This window comes from Streptomyces rubiginosohelvolus (genome assembly GCF_014649875.1).
Lineage (GTDB): Bacteria > Actinomycetota > Actinomycetes > Streptomycetales > Streptomycetaceae > Streptomyces > Streptomyces rubiginosohelvolus.
In genome coordinates this window covers 308,875-328,290 of sequence record NZ_BMTW01000009.1, presented here as the reverse complement: position 1 = coordinate 328,290, position 19,416 = coordinate 308,875, and the positions used below count along the sequence as shown (strand labels likewise).

General features: G+C 72.6%; 15 protein-coding genes and 1 pseudogene. 5 read left to right on the top strand and 11 right to left on the bottom strand.

Annotated features, from left to right (window positions below; all coding sequences use genetic code 11):
• From IE134_RS21820 to IE134_RS21805, 4 genes and pseudogenes are all read right to left on the bottom strand, one after another.
• Nucleotides 1-361: pseudogene (locus IE134_RS21820) on the bottom strand (crotonyl-CoA carboxylase/reductase); the annotation flags it as partial.
• Between the two features lie 354 nt (nucleotides 362-715).
• Nucleotides 716-1,507, bottom strand: a complete 792-nt coding sequence (locus tag IE134_RS21815) for a GNAT family N-acetyltransferase (RefSeq protein WP_189431426.1) — start codon at nucleotides 1,505-1,507, stop codon at nucleotides 716-718.
• A 76-nt stretch (nucleotides 1,508-1,583) separates the two neighbouring features.
• A complete protein-coding gene (locus IE134_RS21810; RefSeq protein ID WP_030801185.1) occupies nucleotides 1,584-2,399 on the bottom strand; it encodes a TetR family transcriptional regulator in 816 nt (271 codons plus the stop codon).
• 91 nt (nucleotides 2,400-2,490) lie between these two features.
• Nucleotides 2,491-4,272 (bottom strand): 3-hydroxyacyl-CoA dehydrogenase family protein, encoded by a 1,782-nt coding sequence (locus tag IE134_RS21805; protein WP_098020420.1) that lies wholly within the window; start codon nucleotides 4,270-4,272, stop codon nucleotides 2,491-2,493.
• Between the two features lie 361 nt (nucleotides 4,273-4,633).
• Here IE134_RS21805 and IE134_RS21800 point away from each other — a divergent pair, with 361 nt between their 5' ends.
• Nucleotides 4,634-5,218 carry an adenylosuccinate lyase gene (locus IE134_RS21800; protein WP_030712109.1) on the top strand — a complete coding sequence of 195 codons (585 nt, stop codon included), beginning with the start codon at nucleotides 4,634-4,636 and terminating at the stop codon, nucleotides 5,216-5,218.
• Here the strand turns inward: IE134_RS21800 and IE134_RS21795 are convergent.
• The 3 genes from IE134_RS21795 to IE134_RS21785 form a co-directional block, all read right to left on the bottom strand.
• Nucleotides 5,196-5,789 carry a GNAT family N-acetyltransferase gene (locus IE134_RS21795; protein ID WP_030712107.1) on the bottom strand — a complete coding sequence of 198 codons (594 nt, stop codon included), beginning with the start codon at nucleotides 5,787-5,789 and terminating at the stop codon, nucleotides 5,196-5,198. The genes IE134_RS21800 and IE134_RS21795 overlap by 23 nt on opposite strands.
• Before the next feature lie 102 nt (nucleotides 5,790-5,891).
• The gene (locus IE134_RS21790) at nucleotides 5,892-7,478 is read right to left on the bottom strand and encodes an alpha/beta hydrolase (RefSeq protein WP_189431424.1); all 1,587 of its coding nucleotides are present in this window, start codon (nucleotides 7,476-7,478) and stop codon (nucleotides 5,892-5,894) included.
• Nucleotides 7,479-7,651: 173 nt separating this feature from the next.
• Nucleotides 7,652-8,695 (bottom strand): Rv2578c family radical SAM protein, encoded by a 1,044-nt coding sequence (locus IE134_RS21785; RefSeq protein ID WP_030712102.1) that lies wholly within the window; start codon nucleotides 8,693-8,695, stop codon nucleotides 7,652-7,654.
• A gap of 121 nt (nucleotides 8,696-8,816) precedes the next feature.
• On the opposite strand from IE134_RS21785, the gene IE134_RS21780 reads away from it, so the two are divergent.
• The 3 genes from IE134_RS21780 to IE134_RS21770 all read left to right on the top strand — a co-directional run bounded on the left by IE134_RS21780 (nucleotide 8,817) and on the right by IE134_RS21770 (nucleotide 12,409).
• Nucleotides 8,817-9,209, top strand: coding sequence for a VOC family protein (locus tag IE134_RS21780; RefSeq protein WP_098020417.1), 393 nt, complete (start codon nucleotides 8,817-8,819; stop codon nucleotides 9,207-9,209).
• An 87-nt stretch (nucleotides 9,210-9,296) separates the two neighbouring features.
• A complete protein-coding gene (locus IE134_RS21775; protein WP_030582936.1) occupies nucleotides 9,297-9,740 on the top strand; it encodes an SRPBCC family protein in 444 nt (147 codons plus the stop codon).
• Nucleotides 9,741-9,958: 218 nt separating this feature from the next.
• Complete coding sequence (locus tag IE134_RS21770) at nucleotides 9,959-12,409, top strand: MFS transporter (protein ID WP_189431422.1); 2,451 nt, start codon at nucleotides 9,959-9,961, stop codon at nucleotides 12,407-12,409.
• Between the two features lie 53 nt (nucleotides 12,410-12,462).
• Here the strand turns inward: IE134_RS21770 and IE134_RS21765 are convergent, their stop codons facing one another.
• A complete protein-coding gene (locus IE134_RS21765) occupies nucleotides 12,463-13,395 on the bottom strand; it encodes a LysR family transcriptional regulator (RefSeq protein WP_030712088.1) in 933 nt (310 codons plus the stop codon).
• 129 nt (nucleotides 13,396-13,524) lie between these two features.
• On the opposite strand from IE134_RS21765, the gene IE134_RS21760 reads away from it, so the two are divergent.
• Complete coding sequence (locus tag IE134_RS21760) at nucleotides 13,525-14,529, top strand: aldo/keto reductase (RefSeq protein ID WP_098020415.1); 1,005 nt, start codon at nucleotides 13,525-13,527, stop codon at nucleotides 14,527-14,529.
• Nucleotides 14,530-14,566: 37 nt separating this feature from the next.
• Here the strand turns inward: IE134_RS21760 and IE134_RS21755 are convergent, their stop codons facing one another.
• From IE134_RS21755 to IE134_RS21745, 3 genes are all read right to left on the bottom strand, one after another.
• Nucleotides 14,567-16,252, bottom strand: a complete 1,686-nt coding sequence (locus IE134_RS21755) for a purine-cytosine permease family protein (protein ID WP_189431420.1) — start codon at nucleotides 16,250-16,252, stop codon at nucleotides 14,567-14,569.
• Between the two features lie 118 nt (nucleotides 16,253-16,370).
• A complete protein-coding gene (locus tag IE134_RS21750; RefSeq protein ID WP_189431418.1) occupies nucleotides 16,371-17,858 on the bottom strand; it encodes an alpha/beta hydrolase in 1,488 nt (495 codons plus the stop codon).
• A gap of 286 nt (nucleotides 17,859-18,144) precedes the next feature.
• Nucleotides 18,145-19,413, bottom strand: coding sequence for a pyroglutamyl-peptidase I (locus IE134_RS21745; protein ID WP_098020471.1), 1,269 nt, complete (start codon nucleotides 19,411-19,413; stop codon nucleotides 18,145-18,147).
• Nucleotides 19,414-19,416: the final 3 nt, after the last annotated feature.

Below are 19,416 nucleotides of genomic sequence, written 5' to 3'. Positions count from 1 at the left end.
GGTCCGAGCCGATCACGTGATACGGCAGATCATGACGCTTGGTGAGCTCGCTCAACTTCCCGTAACGCTCCAGGAAGCTGAACGTCGAGACCGGCTCGAAGATCGACGTCCACACGGAGTTGTAGTTCACCGAGCTGGCCATCACGGCGACGAGGGCCTCGCCGGGGCCGAGTTCGGGGACCGGGACGTCGTCGAGGTGGATCGACTTACGGGGGTCCTTGTCGCGGGTCTCCAGGCCCGCGAACATCTCCGCCTCGTCCTTGTGCACGGTGATCGCGCGGTAGGACTCGGGGAGGGACAGGGCCGCGAAGTCCGCGGCCGTGCTGTCCTGCGACTGAATGGCGTCCAGGATTTCCTTCACGGTGTTGCCTCCGGTGATGCGGCGTCGAGGGAACGCTTGAGGGGCCCTGCTGGCAGGGGGAGCGGTGCGGTGTGGAGGTGTTGCCGTCGGTTCGGCAGGTGGAGCTGGCTTTGCTCGGTGGAGCAGAAGGTGCCTGTGACGCAGGCGTCCGGGCGCGCAGCACGGTGGTTGCGGGGACAGCCGGCGTACGTGTGAGTTCGCAGCACGCCGGCCGCCCGGACACCTTCAACGTATGGCACTCCGTGACACCTGACAAGGCACCCAGTGCCAACAATTTCTCTCACTTGTCATCTCGTGGGCACGCATGAGCAACACGATGGGCGTTACGAGACGTTCTGTCCTGCTGGCAGGCGGTTACCGCCCCGCCCGATACACATACGGCGTCGTCGTCCCGAGCGCCGTGAAGCCGAGCCGGGCCAGGATCGGGGCCGACATGGCGCTCGCGTCGACCTGGAGGTAGCGGTAGCCGCGTTCGGTGGCGATCCGTGCCCGGTACGCCACCAGGGCCCGGTAGATGCCCTTGCCGCGCCACTCGGCGACCGTCCCGCCGCCCCAGAGCCCCGCGAAGTCCGTCCCCGGGTACAGCTCCATACGGGCCGAGCTGACCGGCTCCCCGTCCGCCAGGACGACGAGCGCCACGACGTCCTCGGGGGCCTCCGCCAGCCGCTGCACGACCTGGTGCAGCAGCCGGGTCCCGTCCGTGCCGAACGCCCGCTCATGGGCCAGCGCCATCAGCTCAGCCCCCGCCGCGTCCGTCACCGGGTGCAGCGTGACGCCATCGGGCAGGGTGAAAGGCCCGGTCAGCCGCTCCGCCGGGGCCACCAGCAGGGTTTCCGGCGGCTCCGGGACGAACCCGGCCGCCCGCAGCCGGTCGCCCAGATCGGCCGGCCGGTCGTGCCCGTACAGCTTCCACTCGAACTCCGGGAGGCCGAGCGCCGCGCAGTGCCCGATCTGGGCCGCGATGGCCGCGTCGGCCCCCTCGGCGTCCAGGTCCGGGGACGACCAGACGACCCCGTTCCAGTCGTCGGGGCCGCCCACCCGGCGCACGAGGGGCCCGTCCCGCTCGACCCGGACACCGGGGCCGTCAGGACGGGCCTGCTCGCGCATCGTGCGGTCGTACCGGGCGCGTACGTCGTCGCTTCGCATGGCGGAACCCCACCACGGGGCCGTTGTGGCCGCGAACGGTTTACGGCCCCGCGCGCCGCGGGCTCCGCGCCCGGTCTCAGCGGTCCTTCAGCGCCTGCTGGATCGTCCGCATGACCTCGTCCAGCGGGGCGTCCGTACGCGCCACCGCGACGAGCACCTCGCCGTCCGTGGTCACCGAGGCGGCCGGGGCGCGCTCGGGCTCGGCCTGGGCGGTCCGGCCGGCCCCGATGCCCGTGCCGAAGGTGTCGCGCACGATGGCGAAGGCCCGGTCGAGCTGGGCCTCCACATCGCCCTGGCCGCCCGCCCGCAGCCAGCGGCGCAGCACATGGTTGTGCGCGGTGACGACGGCGGACGCGGCGACCTCCGCGAGCAGCGGGTCGTCGTTGCCCACATGGTGGTCGCGCTCGTCGAAGTGGCCCAGGAGATAGCGGGTGAACAGCCGCTCGTAGCGGGCCACCGACGCGATCTCGGCCTCCCGGAGGGTCGGCACTTCGCGGGTGAGCTTGTAACGGGCCACGGAGACGGCGGGCTTGGCCGCGTACATCTTCATGACTTCCTTGATGCCGCGGCAGACGGTGTCGAGCGGGTGCTCGTGCGCGGGAGCGGCGTTCAGGACGGCCTCGGCCCTGACGAGGGTGTCGTCGTGGTCCGGGAAGATGGCCTCTTCCTTGGAGCGGAAGTGGCGGAAGAAGGTCCGGCGGGCCACGCCCGCAGCGCCCGCGATCTCGTCGACGGTCGTCGCCTCGTAGCCCTTCGTGGCGAAGAGTTCCATCGCGGCGGCGGCCAGTTCGCGGCGCATCTTGAGCCGTTGGGCGGCCGCGCGCGTTCCCGCGGTGGTCTCCGGGGCGTCGGTCGCGGCGGTGGCACGGGGTGACTTGGCGGGCTGGGACATGGCATGAACGTAACGCATCGGTGCAGGAGACCGCGCCTGCGGGGGCGGGCCGCCGGAGGGTCCCAGCAGCCCGCCCCACCCGGCTCCCGGGTCAGCGACGGGCATATTCGCGGAAGCCGCGCCCCGTCTTGCGGCCGAGGCAGCCCGCGGCGACCAGGTGCTCCAGCAGCGGCGCGGGCGCCAGGCCCGGGTCGCGGAACTCCTTGTGCAGCACCTTCTCGATGGCCAGCGAGACGTCCAGACCGACCACGTCGAGCAGTTCGAACGGGCCCATCGGGTAGCCGCCGCCCAGCTTCATCGCCGCGTCGATGTCGTCCAGCGATGCGTAGTGCTGCTCGACCATCTTGATCGCGTTGTTGAGGTACGGGAACAGCAGCGCGTTCACGATGAACCCGGCCCGGTCCCCGCAGTCCACCGGGTGCTTGCGGATCTTCGCGCAGACCGCTCGGACCGTGGCGTGCACCTCGTCGGCGGTCAGGACCGTACGGACCACCTCGACCAGCTTCATCGCGGGCGCCGGGTTGAAGAAGTGCATCCCGATGACGTCCTCGGGGCGCGCGGTCGCCCGGGCGATAGCGACGACCGGCAGCGAGGAGGTGGTGGTGGCGAGCACCGCGCCGGGACGGCAGACCTTGTCCAGGGCGGCGAACAGCTGCTGCTTGATCTCCAGGTCCTCGGCGACCGCCTCCACCGCGAGGTCGACCTCGGCGAACGCGTCCAGCGAACCGGCCGCCGTGATCCGCGCCAGCGTCTCGTCCCGGGCCTCGGCGCTCAGCCGTCCCTTGGACACCGAGCGTTCCAGGGACTTCGCGATCCGCCCCTTGGCGAGGTCAGCCTTCTCCTGGGTCCTGGCCGCCAGCACCACGCCGTAACCGGCCTTCGCGAAGACCTCGGCGATCCCGGACGCCATGGTGCCGGAGCCCGCGACGCCCACCGACGCCACGGCGCGCCCCGCGCCCGCCTCGGCGCCGGCCGCCGGGGTCAGCGCGTCGGGCACCACGTCCTGGCCGCCCGGGGCGTCGTACGTGTAGAAGCCGCGCCCGGCCTTCCGGCCGGTCAGGCCCGCGCTGCTGAGCTGCCCGAGGATCGGGGCCGGGGCGTGCAGCCGGTCGTGGGACTCGGCGTACATGGCCTCCAGGACCGTACGCGCGGTGTCGATGCCGATCAGGTCCAGCAGGGCGAGCGGGCCCATCGGCAGTCCGCAGCCCAGCTTCATCGCGGCGTCGATGTCCTCGCGGGACGCGTAGTTCGCCTCGTACATCGCGGCGGCCTGGTTGAGGTAGCCGAAGAGCAGCCCGTCCGCCACGAACCCCGGCCGGTCGCCGACCGCGACGGGCTCCTTGCCCAGCTCCCGGGCCAGCGCGGTGACGGCCTCGACGGCGGGCGGCGCGGTCAGCACCGAGGAGACCACCTCGACCAGCTTCATCGCGGGCGCCGGGTTGAAGAAGTGCAGGCCGAGCACGCGCTCGGGGTGCTGCGACTCGGCGGCCAGCCGGGTCACCGACAGGGCGTTGGTGCCGGTGGCCAGGATCGTGGTGGGCGGGACGACCGCGTCCAGCTCCCGGAACACCTGCTGCTTGATCTCGTACGACTCCGGCACCACCTCGATGACCAGCTCGGCATCGGCGGCGGCCTGGAGCGTGTCCGCGGTACGGAACCGGGCGAGCGCGGCGGCCCGCTCCTCCTCGGTGATCCGCCCGCGCCCCACGGCCCGTGCGGTGGACGCTTCGAAGGAGGCGACGGCCCCGAGGGCGGCCGCCTCGCTGATGTCGATGCCGATGACCTCACGGCCCGCCAGGGCCAGGACCTCGGCGATGCCGGTGCCCATGGTGCCGAGGCCGACGACGGCGATGGTGGAGAGAGGGGTGTCCATCACGGGACTCCAGGGTGAGTGACGACTGTGGGAGCACAGCGCGCGCGACCGGTGAGGGAAGGCGGCGCGAGGCGTGCGGAGGCTGAGTGTCGTGGTACTCGACGCAGGGCCGCTTGAGCGCGCCTGGTCGGAAGGTGACGGACTCTGTCCCGGAGTCGCGTCGCACTGAGAACTGCCGAACCGACATGCACTCCGGGTGGCTGCGTCACCAGGCCACCGGAGCCTGCGGGGAGTGTGCCCCGCTCAGATGAGATTAACCGGCGAGTAACGAGCGCGCCACCCCTGGGTTCATGTGCCCTGGGCCACACGGGCTCGGCCGTCCCGCCCCGTACGGAGCGTGCCCGTCGATACGCTGAGCGTCATGGATGACGTCATGGACGAGGAGTTCCGTTCGCTCATGGACCGGCTGGAGCCCGAGGCGGCCGGATCGCCGCGGTACGCCCGGCTCGTCGCCGCCGAGGACCGCGAGGAGCTGGCCCGGGTCCTGGTGGAGCCGCACCAGCCGTTGTGGGCCCGGGAGCTGGCCGCCTTCCGGCTCGGCTGCGCGGGCGACCGGCGGGCCTTCGAGGCGCTGGTGCTCCTGCTCAACCACCGCGACCCCGAGCGCTGCGTCTCCGCCGCGCACGCCCTGGCCCGTCTGAACGACCCCCGAACGCCCCGGGCCGCCGCCGCGCTCGCCACCAACGCCCTGCGCACCGCCTACGCCCTGCACCCGGTGCGCCTGCTGACCGACCTGCGGGCCCCCGAGTCGGTGCCCGCCCTGGTCACCACCCTGCAACGCCTGCTGGCCCCGGGCGAACCCCACTGGCGCGTCGCCCTGGCCTGCGTCGAGGGCCTCGGCCGCCTCGCCGACGAACAGGCCCGCCCGGTCCTCACGGCGGCCCTGCCGCACCCGCGACTGGCCGCGGCCGCCGCCGCGGCGCTCAGCCGGCTGCCGGGGGAGTAAGCGGGCGGACGTCCGGGGGAGTGAGCGGGCGGACGTAGCGCACCTCGGTCACCAGGGCCCCGCCCGCCAGGAACGTGTCCTCGCCCCCGTCCGGCCGGAACCCGGCCCGCTCGTAGAACCGGCGCGCCGGGCCGTTGTCCCGGAGCACCCACAGCGCCATGTCCGCGTGACCCGCGTCGGTGGCCCGGTCCGTCAGCTCGGCCAGCAGGGCGCGCCCGGTCCCGGTCCCGATCTGCTCGGGCAGGACGTAGATCGCGTACAGCTCGCAGCCGGGGAGCCCGTGGTCCTCGGCGCGGTGCGGGCCGACGCAGGCCCAGCCGGTGACGGTCCCGTCGGGCCGTTCGGCGACCACGTTCACGGCCTCGCCGCGTTCCTCGAAGTACCGGCGCCGCTGCCCGGTCTCCTCGGCGATGTCCATCCGGTCCAGATACGGCTGCGGCAGCAGGCCCCGGTAGGCGTGCTGCCAGCCGCGCACCCGGATCGTGGCGACCGCCTGGCAGTCGTCGATCCGCATGTCGCGGATCGTGGTGCCGGGCGAGGACGGGGGCGGGGGAGTCGTGGAGTGCCTCATGTCCATCGATCCTCGCGTGCGTCCCCCGCACCGCGCGCCCCTATTTTTCGCCGGGCCGCCCGCGCACCCCGTGTCGCGGAGTGCGCGGGCGGCCCGTCCGGCTCAGCGGCGGAAGCCCAGCAGGCCGTGCAGGCGGCTGCCCTTGCTGTTGTCCACCGACTGGGCCGCCGCCTTCTCGGCGGGCAGCGGCTTCGGCTCCGGCAGGGCGGCGCAGACCGCGTCCGCCTCGCCCCGGCCGCGCGGCACTGTGCCGTCGGTCAGATAGGCCGTCAGATGCTTGTCCAGGCAGTCGTTGCCGCTCAGCGTGATGCCGTGGTTGCCGCCGCCCTCCTCCACGACGAGGCTGGAGCCCTTGAGCTTGCGGTGCATGCTGACCGCGCCGCCGTACGGGGTCGCCGCGTCGTCGGTGGCCTGGAGGATCAGCGCCGGGGGCAGCTGACGGTTGTTCACCGGGACCGGCCGCAGCGGAGGCACCGGCCAGTTCGCGCACGGCGCGTTGTACCAGGTGTTGTTCCAGGTCATGAACGGCGCCTTCTTGTGAATGCGCCGGCTGTCGTTGCGCCAGGTGCTCCAGTGCTCGGGCCAGCCGGCGTCACGGCACTGGACGGCCGTGTAGACCGAGTAGCCGTTGTCGCCGCTCGCGTCGACCGCGCCGAAGTTCTCGTACACCTCGACCAGCGCCTCGGCGTCCCGGTTCTTCACATACGCGGCGAACGCCTCGGCGAGGTAGGGCCAGTAGCCGTTGTAATACCCGCCGGGCAGGAAGGTGTCCTCCAGCTCGCTCGCGCCGACCGTGCCGCCCGCGGGCTTGCGCGCCACGTCCGCCCGCATCCGGTACCAGGCGGCCTCGACCCGTGCGGGGTCGGTGCCCAGGCCGTACGCGGCGTCGTTCTTCGCGACCCAGGCGGCGAAGGCCTTGTGCCGGTCGTCGAACGCGTAGTCCTGGCCGAGGTTGCCCTCGTACCAGACGTCGTCCGGGTCGACGACCGAGTCCAGCACCAGTCGGCGCACCCGCTCCGGGTACAGCTTGGCGTAGACCGCGCCGAGGTAGGTGCCGTAGGAGTAGCCGAAGTAGTTGAGCTGCCGCGAGCCCAGCGCCCGGCGGATCACATCGAGGTCCTCGGCCGCGCTGACCGTGTCCATGTACGGCAGCACGTCGCCGTGCTTCTCGCCGCAGGCCCGGGCGAAGGACTCGGCGCGGTCGCGGTTGACCCGCTCCGCCCGGTAGGACGTGGGCACCGAGTCCGGGCGCACCGGATCGAAGTGTCCGGGCAGGCAGTTCAGGGCGGGCGTGCTCCTGCCGACGCCGCGCGGGTCGAAGCCGATCACGTCGTACTGCGCGGCCACCTTCTTCGGCAGCGAGGACGCCACGAACCCGGCCATCGACAGACCGCTGCCGCCCGGCCCGCCCGGGTTGACCAGCAGCGGGCCCTGGAAGGTCTTCGCGGTGTGCGGGACGCGGGACAGGGCGAGCGTGACCTGACGGCCCGACGGGCGGCGGTGGTCCAGCGGGGCGCGGACCTTCGCGCACTGGAGCGTCGGGTAGCTCTCGGTCGGACAGTCGGTCCACTTCAGCTTCGGGGCGGGCGGCGTGCTCGCCGAGGTGGCGGCGGCCGGACCGGGCGCGGCGGTCAGCAGACCGGCGACGGTCGCGCCGACGGCGACCAGAATTCCTGCACGTTTCGTCATGGGGCCTCCCGGAGTGGCGGGACGCGGCGCCGGATCACCGGTCCCCGCCGCATGCTCCCCGAATTCCCCCGCGGAAGGGCCCGTTCCGCGCGGAGTCGACCCGTACGGTCACGCCATCGGCCCCACGGGCCCCACCGGTGACCTTCAGGCCTCGCCGGCCCCACCAGTGGCCTTCAGAGCAGGGTCAGCTGGGTCGGTCCGGGCTCCGGTGCGGCGGCCGGGGCGGGTGGGGCCGCCGGGGCGATCCGGCGGGCCTCGCCCCGGTGCGCCGGGCCGATCCCGAACTCGTCGGCCAGCTCGTGCACCTGACGTGTGATCCGGCGCTGGTACCAGGTGGGGGCGTACGCCCCGTCCCCGTACATCCGCTCGTACCGCTCCACCAGGTGCGGGTGGTGCAGGCCCAGCCAGCGCAGATACCACTCGCGGGCGCCGGGGCGCAGATGCAGGACGAGCGGGGTCACCGAGACGGCCCCGGCCGCCGCGATCGCGGAGACCGTGGCGCGCAGCTGCTCCGGGCTGTCGCCGAGGAAGGGGATGACGGGCGCCATCAGGACCGAGCAGCCGATCCCGGCCTGCGTCAGCGTGTGGACGGCGTCGAGGCGGCGGCCGGGGGAGGGGGTGCCCGGCTCGACCGTCCGCCACAGCTCCCGGTCGGTGAAGCCCACGGAGACCGAGACGCCGATCTCGGTGACCTCGGCGGCCTGCCGCAGCAGCTCCAGGTCCCGCAGGATGAGCGTGCCCTTGGTCAGGATGGAGAACGGGTTGGCCCGGTCGCGCAGGGCGGTGATGATGCCGGGCATGAGCCGGTACCGGCCCTCCGCCCGCTGGTAGCAGTCCACGTTCGTGCCCATGGCGATGTGCTCGCCCCGCCAGTGCCGGGAGGCCAGCTCCCGCTGGAGCAGCTCGGCGGCGTTGACCTTGACGACGATCTGGGAGTCGAAGCCGATGCCGGTGTCCAGGTCCAGGTAGCTGTGGGTCTTGCGGGCGAAGCAGTACACACAGGCGTGCGAGCAGCCCCGGTACGGGTTCACCGTCCATTCGAACGGCATCCGCGAGGCCCCGGGCACCCGGTTCAGGATCGAACGGGCCCGGATCTCGTGGAAGGTGATGCCCCGGAACTCCGGGGTGTCGAACGTGCGCGTGGTCACCGCGTCCGCGGCGAAGAGCGCGCTGTTCCCGGTCGTCGAGCCGTTCTCGACCAAATTGTCCCAGCGCATGGACGCCTCCTCGGTAGCACTCCTCGCAGAATAGAACACTTGTTCCCTTGATCGTGCGAGGCAGCCCAGGGCTAGCCTGTGGCGCACCGACGAACCCCTACCGGACCGGGAGGTCCCGACCGTGGCCGGCAAGTTCACCGAGCTCGCGATCGACTGCGCCGACCCCGTGGCCCTGGCCCGCTTCTGGTGCTCGGTCCTCGACTACGAGGTACAGGGCGTGGAGGAGGGGGAGGAGGTCGTCACCATCGGCCCGCCCTCGGTGCCCGAGGGGAAGAACCGGCCCGGCCCGGTACCGCCGGCGCTGACCTTCGCGCGCGTCCCCGAGGGCAAGACCCTCAAGAACCGGCTCCACATCGACGTCAACCCCACCGACCGGGAGCAGGACGAGGAGGTCGAGCGGCTGCTCGCGCTCGGTGCCCGGCGCGCCGACGTCGGACAGGGCGGGGCGAGTTGGGTCGTCCTCAGCGACCCGGAGGGCAACGAGTTCTGCGTCCTCGCGACCCGCTGTCCCTGACTCCGTCCGGCCCCGATTTTGAGCGGCCGTACCCGAGGTGGTTGGCTCAGCACACCCCCCGAACCACGGATTGCTGGAGGAACAGCCATGGCGCAGGTCGAGGCGACGACGGAGCGGATCATCGCGGCGGACGCGGACACGGTGTTCGACGCCCTGGCCGACTACAAGGACGTCCGCGGCAAGGTGCTGACCGGGCACTTCAGCGAGTACGAGGTCCGGGAGGGCGGCGACGGCGAGGGCACCCTCGTGCACTGGAAGCTCCAGGCGACCAGCAAGCGTGTCCGCGACTGCCTGCTGGAGGTCAGCGAGCCGACCGACGGGCAGCTCGTCGAGAAGGACCGCAACTCCTCCATGGTCACCACCTGGACCGTCACCCCGGCCGGTGAGGGGAAGTCCAAGGCCGTCGTGGTCACGGTCTGGGACGGCGCGGGCGGCATCGGCGGGTTCTTCGAGCGGACCTTCGCCCCCAAGGGCCTCGCCCGTATCTACGACGAGCTGCTCCAGAACCTCGCCACCGAGGTCGAGAAGTAGGGCCGACCGGCGATCGGAGGCCGGCCCGTCCGGCCCCCGCACGACGACCGGCCTCACCGGAACGGGTGGTTTTCCCGGGCGACCGGTTGTGCGCCGTAGTGGCTCCCACCGGCGCATAAGCCCTCCGTGCGCGCCGCGTACGCCCCTCGTCACGTTTGCCCCGCCTTGCCGCGCGATGCGACAAATGGGCGGCGCAGGTGCGACGAGGGGAGCGATACGTGGTGGGCGGAATCACGCTGGTGAAGGACGAGCCGAACGGCACCGGACCGGACGGCCCGGATCCGGACGGCGCGGCGGCGACCGTCGAAACCGCCGCACCGCCCCTGCCGCCACCTCCGGCCGGACCCGGCACCGGGCAGGCGGCCGTGGAGATCAGCCCCCGCAAGGTCCGCATGGTCTTCCTCGGGCTGATGCTCACCCTGCTGCTCGCGGCGCTCGACCAGATGATCGTCGCCACCGCGCTGCCCAGGATCGTCGGTGAGCTGCACGGCCTGGAGAAGATGTCCTGGGCGGTCACCGCCTATCTCCTCGCCTCCACCATCGTCCTGCCGCTCTACGGCAAGCTCGGCGACCTCTTCGGCCGCAAAGGCGTCTTCCAGTTCGCCATCGTCGTCTTCATCATCGGCTCCGCCCTCGCGGGCTGGTCGCGCACCATGGACGAACTGATCGCCTTCCGCGCCCTCCAGGGCATCGGCGGCGGCGGTCTCATGATCGGCGTCCAGGCGATCATCGCGGACATCGTCCCCGCCCGGGAGCGCGGCCGCTACATGGGCCTCATCGGCGCGGTCTTCGGCCTCGCCTCGGTCGCCGGGCCCCTGCTCGGCGGCTTCTTCACCGACCACGCCTCCTGGCGCTGGTGCTTCTACATCAACGTCCCCTTCGGCCTGGTCACCCTGGCCGTCATCGCGGTCGTCCTCAAGCTGCCCCGGCCCGCCGTACGCCCCCGGCTCGACGTCCTGGGCGCCGCGCTCCTCGCCGCCGCCTCCACCTGCCTGGTGCTGGTGACCAGTTGGGGCGGCACCGAGTACGCCTGGGGCTCGCGGACCATCCTGGGCCTGACGGCGGGCGCGGTCGTCACGACGGTGCTCTTCGTCGCCGTGGAACACCGAGCCGCAGAACCGATCATTCCGCTACGGCTCTTCCGTGACTCCGTCTTCAACGTCACCGGCCTGGTCGGCGCGGTCGTCGGCATCGCGCTCTTCGGGGCCGCCAGCTACCTCCCGACCTATCTCCAGATGGTCGACGGGGTCAGCGCCACCGAATCCGGGCTGCTGATGCTCCCGATGATGATGGGCATCGTCGGCGGCTCCATCGTCTCGGGCCAGCTCGTCACCCGCACCGGCCGCTACCGGATCTACCCGATCGTCGGCAGCGCCGTCTCGGTGGTCGGCATGGGCCTGCTGTCCCTGCTGGAGGCGGACACCTCCCCGCTGGTGTACAGCCTCTACCAAGCGGTCCTCGGCCTCGGCATCGGACTGGTCATGTCCGTCCTCGTGCTCGCCGCGCAGAACTCCGTACGCCCCTCGGACCTCGGCACCGCCACCAGCGCCAACAACTACTTCCGGCAGATCGGCGGCAGCGTCGGCGCGGCGATCTTCGGCACGCTGCTCGCCGGACGGCTCTCCGACGCGCTCGGCGTCCGGCTGCCCACCGGCGCGGAGCTGCCCGACCCCGAGTCGATCACCCCGCAGATCGTCCACGCGATGGAACCCGCGTTGCGCGACGCCTACATCCAGGCGTACGTCGACGCGATGCCGCGCATCTTCCTCTACCTCGTGCCGGTCCTCGTGCTCGGCCTGATCCTCGCCTTCTTCCTCAAGGAGAAACCGCTGGTGTCCCACCACAGCCCCGAAGCCGCCGAGACGACGACCACGCAGATCCCCGCCGCCCGCGCCGACTCCGGCCACCTCGCCGGGGTGCCGGTGCACGGCAGCGTCCAGCACCCCGACGGCACGACCGTCCCCCGGGCCGCCCTCACCCTCATCGATGTCCAGGGGCAGCAGATCGGGCGCGGGGCCAGCGGCGAGGACGGGCGGTACGCGCTCAGCGTCCCCGGCGCCGGCTCCTACGTCCTGATCGCCGCGGCGGGCGGCCACCAGCCGCAGGCCGTCAGCGTCACCGTGGGCGAACGCCCCGTCGAGCTGGACGTGGTGCTCGGCGGCGCCGGACGCCTCGCCGGATCCGTCCTCACTCCCGACGGGGCTCCCGTACGCGACGCGGCCGTCACCCTCACCGACGTACGGGGCGAGGTCGTCGCCTCGACCCGTACCGGCCGCGAGGGCGGCTATGTCATCGGCGAGCTGATCGCGGGCGAGTACACCCTCGCCGCCAGCGCCCCCGCCTTCCGCCCCGCCGCCCTCCCGGTCAGCGTGCAGGCCGCCCGCGAGACCCGGCAGGACATCGAGCTGGCGGGCGGGGCCGTCCTGCGCGGCGTGGTCCGGGCCACCGGCGGACGGCCCGTCGAGGACGCCCGGGTCACCCTGCTCGACGCGGCGGGCAATGTGGTGGACACCCTCACGACCGGGTCCGACGGGTCGTTCCGGTTCGTCGACCTGTCGTCCGGCGAGTACACCGTGATCGCCGCCGGGTACCCGCCGGTCGCCACCGTCCTCCAGGTCGCGGGCGGCGGCCGCACCGAACGCGACCTCCAGCTGGGCCACGAGGACTGAGCCGTACGCGACGGGGGCCGGCGGGGCTTCAGGGGTCCGCGGGGCTTCAGGCCTCAGCCCCGGAGCCACGCCCGCCCCGCGTCGACCCCGTCCGGCTCCCGTACCGGGTCCTCCCGCACCAGCCGCATCAGCGACCGCGCCCCCGGGCTCAGGCTCCGCGCCCCCGGCAGCACCACCACGCTCTCGTACACCGGCCGGTGCGCGCCCGCCAGCTCCACCGCGACCAGCCGCGCCGCCTCCGGCTTACGCGAGAAGTGGTGCGGCACCACCGCGATCCCCAGCCCCTCCTGCACCAGCTCCAGCAGGCTGTGCACATCGTTGACCTCCAGGCCCACCGTCCGCCGCACCCCCGCCGCCGCGAACGCCTCGTCGGCGGCCCGGCGCGGCCCCCAGTCCGGGTGGAAGTCGATGAACGAGGCCCCCGGCAGCTCCTCCCACGCCACCTCGGCCCGCCCGGCGAACGGGTGCCCCGCCGCACACAGCAGCACCATCGGCTCCCGGGCCAGCGGCACCAGCTCCCCGCGCCACTCCGCCGGGCTGACCGTCGCCGCGAACGCCAGGTCGAGCCGCCCGCCCGCCACCCCGTCCAGCAGGCTGCTGGTGCCCTCCTGCCGCAGCCTCAGCTCCATCTGCGGATGCTCCCGGTGGAACGCCGCCAGCAGCCGTGCCGGGCTCACCCCCGCCACGCACTGCTCGACCCCCACCGTCAGCGTCCCGCGCAGCAGCCCTCGTACGGCGTCGACCGCGTCCCGCGCCGCCCTCGCCCCCGCCAGCGTGCGCTCCGCCTCCACCAGCAGCGCCCGCCCCGCCTCGGTGAGCCGGACCGTGCGCGTTGTGCGGCTGAACAACGGGGTCCGCAGCTCCTGCTCCAGGGCCCGTACGGAGGCGGAGAGCCCGGACTGCGAGACGGCGAGGCGCTCGGCGGCGCGGGTGAAGTGCTGCTCCTCCGCCACGGCGACGAAGTGCTCCAGCTGACGCAATTCCATGATTGAGCAATTTAGGCGATGAATCCGAGCGGAATCTCCTGTTGGACTGCTGGATCGATCTGCGGAAGCCTGGAACCGCCCCTCAGGGGGTGCCTTGTACGCCCCGAAACTCTCCAGCGGAGCCTGCCCATGTACCTGCCGTCCCCCGACCGCTACACCGCCATGCCCTACCGGCGCACCGGCCGCAGCGGTCTGCTGCTGCCCGCGCTCTCCCTCGGCCTCTGGCACAACTTCGGGGGAGACAGGACGCCCGAGACGCAGGGCGCCATCCTGCGCCGCGCCTTCGACCTCGGCATCACCCACTTCGACCTGGCCAACAACTACGGCCCGCCGCCCGGCTCCGCCGAAGAGACCCTGGGCCGGGCCCTGGCGACCGACTTCGCCCGGCTGCGCGACGAACTCGTCATCTCCACCAAGGCCGGCTACCACATGTGGGAGGGGCCGTACGGGGAGTGGGGCTCGCGGAAGTACCTGCGCTCCTCGCTCGACCAGAGCCTCAAGCGCCTCGGTGTCGAGTACGTCGACATCTTCTACTCCCACCGCCCCGACCCGGACACCCCGCTCGAAGAGACGATGGGCGCGCTCGACTCCGCCGTCCGGCAGGGCAAGGCCCTCTACGTCGGCCTCTCCAACTACTCCGCCGCGCAGACCCGTGAGGCCGCCGCGATCCTGAAGGACCTCGGCACCCCGCTCCTCATCCACCAGCCCCGCTACTCGATGCTCGACCGCCGCATCGAGGACGACGGGCTGCCGGACGTCCTGGACGAGCTGGGTGCCGGGTCCATCGCCTACTCCCCGCTTGAGCAGGGCATCCTCACCGACCGCTATCTGAACGGCATCCCGGCCGGGTCCCGGGCGGCCGGGGACAGCCCCTTCCTGTCCGCCGACGCCGTCACCCCGCAGCTGGTGGAGCGGCTGCGCGCGCTGGACGCGCTGGCGAAGGAGCGGGGCCAGTCGCTCGCGCAGCTGGCCCTGGCATGGGTGCTGCGCGGCGGCCGGCTCACCTCCGCCGTCGTCGGCGCCAGCAGCGTCGCGCAACTGGAGAACAGCGTTGAGGCCGCCCGGAACCTGGACTTCACCGAGGACGAACTGTCCCGGATCGAGGAGCTGCTGCGGGACGCGAAGGCGGGCTGACGCCGGTCACGTACGGACAGCAGGTACGGACAGCAGGTCAGGTGCCGGAGAGCGGGACGGGCGGTGCGGCCGGCAGCACATGGTCGCCCGCCTTGTCCGTGCTCAGGCACAGCGAGCACACCATGGCGTCATGGGCCGGGCAGGCGGCCAGGTCCGGGCGCTCGAAGGTCTGCCGGCAGACGTGGCAGTCGTACGTGACCGCGCTCGGGTTGCCCTCGGCGTCCAGCAGCGGCACCGGGATGCCGTCGTCGGTGCGCCGCAGGTAGTACCGGCCCCGGGTGACGACCGCCATGACCGGGGTGAGGACGAACGCGATCACCACGGCGGCCACGGGGGAGTAGGGCTGGACCGTGTCGCCGAAGGCGTGGAAGTACATCGCGATGGACAGCCCGGAGGCGGCGGTGAACGCGGTCACGCCGACCGGGTTGACCGCGTAGAGCATGCCCCGGCGGAATTCCGGCGCGTGCGGGGAGAGCTTCAGCAGGTACTTGTTGACCCCGATGTCGGTGGCGACGGTGACCACCCAGGCGATGGCGCAGTTGGAGTAGAAGCCCAGGATGCTGTTGAGGAAGCTGAACATGTCGGCCTCCATCAGGATCAGCGCGAAGGCCAGGTTGACCAGGACGAAGATCATGCGGCCGGGGTAGTGCTTGGTGACCCGGGTGAAGGAGTTCGTCCACGCCAGCGAGCCGGAGTAGGCGTTCGTCACATTGATCTTGATCTGGCTGATCACGACCAGCACCACGGCCAGCGGCACCACCAGCCAGGACGGCATCATCGCGTCGAACGCCCCGCGGAACTGCTGGATCGGCTCGGTCGCGGCGGCCGGTCCCACCTCGGAGAGGATGTAGACGGCGAGGAAGACCCCGATGGCCTGCTTGATCGCGCCGAGCACCACCCAGCCGGGCCCTGCCATGACCATCGCCGTCCACCAACTGCGCCGGTTCGCCTCGGTCTTCGGCGGCATGAAGCGCAGATAGTCGATCTGCTCACCGATCTGCGCGATGAGCGAGAGGCAGACCCCCGCGCCGAGCAGCACGGAGGCCGTGTCGAGGCTGCCCTCGCCGTCGGTGCCCGCGTAGGCGAGGAAGCTGTCGACGGTGCCGGGGTCGGTGGCGACCAGATAGACCAGCGGGCCGACCATCAGCAGCAGCCAGATGGGGGTGGTCCACACCTGGAGCGTGCTGAGCGCCTTCATCCCGTAGATGACGAGGGGGATGACCATGAGGGTGGAGACGGCGTAGCCGAGCCACAGCGGCAGCCCGAAGCCGAGCTTGAGGCCCTGGGCCATGATCGCGCCTTCGAGGGCGAAGAAGATGACGGTGAAGCTGGCGAAGATGACGCCGGTGAGGACCGATCCGTAGTAGCCGAAGCCGGAGCCCCGGGTGATCAGGTCCAGGTCGATGTTGTAGCGGGCCGCGTAGTAGGCGAGCGGGAAACCGGTGATGAAGATGAGGGCCGCCGCGACGGTGATCGCGACCAGGGCGTTGCCGGTGCCGTGGGCCATGGCGATCCCGGCGCCGATGGAGAAGTCGGCCATGTAGGCGATGCCGCCGAGCGCGGTGGTCGCGACGACCATCGGGGTCCAGCGGCGGTAACTGCGGGGCGCGAAGCGGAGGGTGTAGTCCTCCAGCGTCTCCCGCACCGCCTGGGGTTCGTCGGGGACGGCGGGCGGTGCGGGGTCCGGCGGGGACGGTTCGGCGAGTTGCGTGCGGGTATCCATGGCGGGGGACGCTAGGCAGCCGCCGTTTCCCTCGCGTACGGCCGGTGTGAAGGCGGCGTTACGGTATACCAACAGGGCGTCAGGGGATGCGGGAAGGCCCCGGTTTCCTGCCCGCGCCTCAGGGAGCGATGCCCACCCCGTCGATCCGGCTCCAGGCCCGCTCCTGACCCGCGGTCATGGCGGGCCAGCCGAGCCCGCCCGGCCGGGGCAGCACCCGGGAGGCGTACGACGAGGGCCGGAACGCCGGATCGTAGAAGCAGCCCGTGCCGTACGTCCGGTCGAAGGCGGCACACGAGTCGGCCAGCGAGCGCGCGGTGGGCTTGCGGCCGCTGCGGGCCCAACGGTCAAGAGCGGCAATGGAGTTGGCGTACGCCGCGCTGCTCAGCCCGCTGTGCTCGCTCTCCCGGGTGAAGGACTGTACGAGCCGGTGCTCCCGGCCCGCGCCCCGCAGCGTCGCCCGGTAGGCGGCCTCGTGCTCCACGAACGCCGTGGGGTCGTCGATCGCGTGCAGGGTCAGGACGGGCAGGGACACCCGCCCGGTCAGGTCGCTGTCCCACGAGAGGTCCCGGCGCGCGGCCGGATCCGCCGAGAACCGCTCCACGCCCGCGTTCAGCGCCCGGTCGTCGTGCGAGCCGGTATACCGCACGCCCCGGTTGGAGAAGGGGTTACGTCCCTCCAGCCGGGTCGAGACGATGTCGCGGAAGGTGAACGTCGCGAACCGCAGATGCGACTCCAGGGACCGCTCCGGGATCCCGGTGACGGCCAGGATGTCGTTGAGGTTCCGCTGCTGGAGCGCGGTCCGGGCGGCCGGTTCGGCGTCGAACCCCGTGCACTCCCGCAGCCGGGCGCTCAGCCCGGCGGACGTCATCGTGGAGTCCGGGCGCAGCCCCTGCCACAGCGGGTACTGCGGCTCGGTGGGGCGCGGGTGGTTGCCGCAGTAGTACTGGTAGACCACGCGCAGGTCCACCCGGTAGTCGTAGCCGCGCGAACCGCCGCCCAGGACGCCGTTGGTCAGCAGCACCCCGTCGTAGGCCCCGGGCTTCGTGCCGTACGTCTCCGCGACCTTGGCGGCGACGTTCCCGCCCCAGGACTGGCCGTGCAGATAGGTCCGCCCCGGCTTGCCGAACCGGTCGGTGAAGACCCGGCGCACGCTCTCGGTGTCGGCCGCCGCCATCCGCGTCCCGTAGCCGCCGCGCCGGTACGAGGAGCCCGCCCAGGCGTACCCCTCCTCGACCATGACGGCCCAGCGCTCCAGGTCCTCGGTCGAGCGGGCCGGGTCCGACGCGTCGCCCAGGTCGGGCCCGCCGTGCGCGTGCACCACCAGGGAGCCGTTCCAGCGGATCGGGACGGCGAGCGCGTAGTGCGCCCTGTTCCCGTCCTGGCCCGTGTAACACCGCGCCTTTCCGGCCAGCGCCTTCGGGCAGTCGGCGGCGACCGGGGCGGCCGCCGGGGTTCCGCTCGGGCTCCCGGCCGGGGCGGGCGCCGCCGGGGCCCGGCCCGCCGACCCGAGGAGCAGGGCCGCGACCGTGGCGGCCAGCGCGGCGGAGCGCAGCCGGTGGCGGCGGTGCAGCGGCAGGGCGCGGACGGGGGTATGGGGGGAGTTCACGGGGGCGGCTCCTGGCGGTTCTGTGCAGGCGGCAGCGCCCGCGAGCGCTGCCGCCGGAACGGTCTGTGCGGCTGCCCCGGCACGGGGTGCGCCGGGATGCCGGGATGCTAGGAAGCGCCGCACCCGGGGGAGAAGCCCCGCGCGCATTGCGTTCATAGTGTTCGCCCCGGCGGGCCGCAGCACACGCCCGCGAGCCGCCGCGTTGCGCGCCTCCAGGCCGCCGCGCCTCAGGATCCCGAGGTGGGATGCCGAAGCGCGGCTCGCAGCCTCGCTCAGCCGGCGCTGCTCAGCCTGCGGCCGTCACCGCCGTCCTCACCAGTTCCCTCACCTGGCCCACGATGTCCGCGCGGTTGCGCTCGAAGTCCGGGTCGGTGACCGTGCCCGTCTGCGGGTTCGTGTTCGCCGCGCCGAACTGGAGGACCGGGGTGTGCAGATGGCCGCCCGGCAGGTCGGGCAGGCGGAGCCGGTCGCGCAGCAGGGTGACCCGGTAGGCGATCTCGTTGGAGAGGTAGTCGCCGCCGCCCCCGGCCCGTGCCGCCGAGCCCGGGGTGGGGCCGTCGGGCCGGGTCACGGGCTGGGTGCCGCCCGCCGGGATCTCGGTGACCTCGGTGTTGTCGTACACCGGGAAGCGGCCCGTGTCCGCCTCGGTGAGCTGCCGGTACGGGAGGGTCGTGGACGTCCACTGCGGCTGCGTGGCCGGGTCGGCGACGGGGACGAGCCCGGTGCTGGAGGCGTTCTCGTTGTCGGCGAAACCGCCGCGCCAGGCGCCGTTGGTGCGTTCCACGTCGAAGCGGCCCTGGCGGCCCTGGCTGACCGTGGTGAACAGGTCCAGATGCGGCAGCTGCCGGGCGAGGGCCCGCTCGACGACGCCGTCGGCGAAGTCCGCCCAGCGCACCGGGAAGACGACCGTCTCGATCCGGGCCGGCCCGTCCGGCGTCTGCACCAGGGTGCCGTCCAGGGCGAGCGCGCTCGCGCCCGAGGGATTGCCGATCCGGACGTCGCGGTCCAGCGTGAACGGGTCGAATCCGGTGACCAGGACCCGCTTCGTCCGGTGGCCCGGGTAGTGGATGTCGCTCTGGCCGCGCGACGCGGTCTCCAGGGCGGAGTGCAGGGCTGCGCGCCGCCGGTCGTCGAGGTCGAACCGGGGCGTCCAGGCGCGCAGTTCGCGGCTGAGCGCGAGCCGGGCCCAGTACAGCGGGCGGTCGTCGCCCCGGCTCAGGTCGCCCGTGGCGGGTCCTCGCCCCTGGGCCCGGTCCACGGCGCGCTGCCACAGCGCGGAGGCGTGGCGGGTCACGGTGCGCTCGGCCTGCATGTAGCTCTTCGAGCGCTCCAGGGCTCGCTCGAAGCGCGGGGCGAAGGCGTCGAATCCGCTGCGCCGCAGGATCTCCTGCGGGGCGGCCCGGTCGAGGCGCTGCTCCTCGACGGTCGCCTCCGCGGGGGCGCGGGAGGTGTCCGCGGGGGAGGCGGCGGCGGGCAGGGCGGAGCCCGCGAGAACGAGCAGGAGCGCCATACCGCCGAGACCGGTCCGGGCCGTTGCGGGGAGTTGGTGGGTCACACG

Bases quoted from the DNA above. Each gene is read 5' to 3' on its own strand.
- IE134_RS21815 (WP_189431426.1), bottom strand. From the start codon at position 1,507: ATGCGAAGCGACGACGTACGCGCCCGGTACGACCGCACGATGCGCGAG.
- IE134_RS21810 (WP_030801185.1), bottom strand. From the start codon at position 2,399: ATGTCCCAGCCCGCCAAGTCACCCCGTGCCACCGCCGCGACCGACGCC.
- IE134_RS21805 (WP_098020420.1), bottom strand. From the start codon at position 4,272: ATGGACACCCCTCTCTCCACCATCGCCGTCGTCGGCCTCGGCACCATG.
- IE134_RS21800 (WP_030712109.1), top strand. From the start codon at position 4,634: ATGGATGACGTCATGGACGAGGAGTTCCGTTCGCTCATGGACCGGCTG.
- IE134_RS21795 (WP_030712107.1), bottom strand. From the start codon at position 5,789: ATGAGGCACTCCACGACTCCCCCGCCCCCGTCCTCGCCCGGCACCACG.
- IE134_RS21790 (WP_189431424.1), bottom strand. From the start codon at position 7,478: ATGACGAAACGTGCAGGAATTCTGGTCGCCGTCGGCGCGACCGTCGCC.
- IE134_RS21785 (WP_030712102.1), bottom strand. From the start codon at position 8,695: ATGCGCTGGGACAATTTGGTCGAGAACGGCTCGACGACCGGGAACAGC.
- IE134_RS21775 (WP_030582936.1), top strand. From the start codon at position 9,297: ATGGCGCAGGTCGAGGCGACGACGGAGCGGATCATCGCGGCGGACGCG.
- IE134_RS21765 (WP_030712088.1), bottom strand. From the start codon at position 13,395: ATGGAATTGCGTCAGCTGGAGCACTTCGTCGCCGTGGCGGAGGAGCAG.
- IE134_RS21760 (WP_098020415.1), top strand. From the start codon at position 13,525: ATGTACCTGCCGTCCCCCGACCGCTACACCGCCATGCCCTACCGGCGC.
- IE134_RS21755 (WP_189431420.1), bottom strand. From the start codon at position 16,252: ATGGATACCCGCACGCAACTCGCCGAACCGTCCCCGCCGGACCCCGCA.